Here is a 1,881-nt window from a genome sequence, read left to right as displayed (position 1 = left end):
ATGGTATAGACCGGATCGAGCGCAGTCAGCGGATCTTGAAAGATCATCGAGATGTGACGCCCGCGCAGATCGCGCATCCTTTGTGCGGTCGGCGGCAACGCGGCGATGTCGACCTCGCCGCTGTCCAGACCGAGGATGATCTTGCCGGCCACGATGCCCAGAGGCGATCGCAGCAGATTGAGAGTCGCCAGGGCCGTGATCGACTTGCCGCATCCGCTCTCTCCGACGATTGCCGTCGTGCGAGCGGGCATGAGGACAAGGCTCGTGTCGCTGGTCAACGCGAGGTCCTTGCCGCCGGGACGACGAAGGCCGACGGATAGGTTCTCGATGCGCAGTGCCGGCTTGATCATCGCACTGTCCTTTGGAGCCCGGGATCCAGCCTGTCGCGCAGCCAGTCACCGACGAAATTGAATCCGATGGCCGCAAGCATGATCGCCGCGCCCGGCAACGTGGTCAGCCACCACGCCGTATCGATTTCGTTTCTTCCCTCCTGCAGCATCCCGCCCCAGGATGGAACCTCCGGCGGAGCGCCCAAGCCCAGGAAGGAGAGTCCCGATTCCATCAAGATCGCGTAGGCGAGCTCGAGAGTGGTCACCACCAGCAGGGGGCCGCTCATGTTGGGCAGGACGTGAACGAGGATGGTTCGCGTCAGCGAAATCCCGCCAGCTTTGCAGGCGAGCACATATTCGCGCTCACGAAGTTCCAGCGACAATGCATAAGTGACGCGCGCATATTGCGCCCACCGCACGACCGTGAAAGCGAGAATCACGTTGAGGAGGCTGGGCCCCAGCGCACTGATCAGAGCCAAAGCCAAGAGAACGAACGGAATCGACAAGACGATATCCGTCGCGACCAAAACGATCGACTGGACCGCGCGATTGAGAAAACCGGCCATGCAGCCCAGCACGATTCCGATCAAAGCCGACGAACCCACCGCTCCAAAGGCCACGATGAGTGAGACGCGCGAACCGTAAATGATGCGGGAGAGAACGTCCTGACCGAGTCGATCCGTGCCGAGGAGGTACGTGTTGCCGTCCTCCGTATGGGTCATCGGAGCCGCGAGGCCATTCAGAATGTCCTGTGCATTGGGGTCGAACGGAGCGATCCATGCTGCGAACAGCGCGGACACCACCATGAGGGCCAGAATGACGAAACCGATGATGCCCTTGCTCGACATGATATCCCTTAATCCAGCCGGATCTGCGGGTTGAGGAGCGCGCAGACCACGTCGACCAACATGTTGACGACCGAAAAGGTGACCGTCACCACCAGGACCACCGCCTGCACCAGCGGGAAGTCCCGCGCATACACGGCGTTGACGGCGATCCGCCCGACGCCCGGATAAGAGAAGACCGTCTCGATGATGACGGCGCCGCCGAGAAGGCTGYCGAGCTGCAACCCGACGAGCGCCGCGATAGGAACCGCGGCATTGCGTAAACCATGCTTGAACAGCACGACGCCTTCGCCCATGCCCTTAGCACGCACGGTCCTCACATAATCCTGCCCCAGAACGTCGAGCATGGCCGAGCGTGTGATCCGTGTGATGCGCGCCATCGCGTTGAGCCCGAGCGTCAACACCGGCAGGACCATCGCCATGAATCCTTCGCCGCCCATGGACGGGAACCATCGCAGCCGTGCGCTGAAGACGAGGATGAGAAGCAGGCCGAGCCAATAGACCGGCATGGCCTGGCCGAGCGTCGCGACACCGGTCGCGACCGTGTCGACCCAACTGTCCCGCCGCAAAGCCGCGATGATTCCCAACGGAATCGCCACCATCAGGCCGAATGCGAGGGACGAAAACGCCAGCAGCATCGTCGCCGGCAACGCCTCCATCACGATACCAAAGGCCGGCTGGTTGAACTTCCAGGAATCGCCGAGATC

3 protein-coding genes are annotated in these 1,881 nt (G+C 62.0%); all 3 read right to left on the bottom strand.

What is annotated here, in order from left to right:
- Nucleotides 1-350: ATP-binding cassette domain-containing protein (locus AC1DT3_RS19570; RefSeq protein WP_477466882.1), on the bottom strand; the 350-nt coding region annotated here is incomplete at its 3' end.
- Entirely contained in the window at nucleotides 347-1,177 is an 831-nt protein-coding gene (locus AC1DT3_RS19565) for an ABC transporter permease (protein WP_477466881.1), read from the bottom strand. The genes AC1DT3_RS19570 and AC1DT3_RS19565, both read right to left, overlap by 4 nt.
- A gap of 8 nt (nucleotides 1,178-1,185) precedes the next feature.
- Nucleotides 1,186-1,881, bottom strand: a 696-nt coding sequence (locus AC1DT3_RS19560; protein ID WP_477466880.1) for an ABC transporter permease, incomplete at its 5' end; no start/stop codon positions are given.

It is taken from the genome of Microvirga sp. P4_G7, from assembly GCF_056401005.1.
This window is presented reverse-complemented; position numbering and strand designations above follow the sequence as displayed.

What these genes read in the sequence shown, in the direction of transcription:
- AC1DT3_RS19565 (WP_477466881.1), bottom strand. Translation starts at nt 1,177, where the DNA reads ATGTCGAGCAAGGGCATCATCGGTTTCGTCATTCTGGCCCTCATGGTG.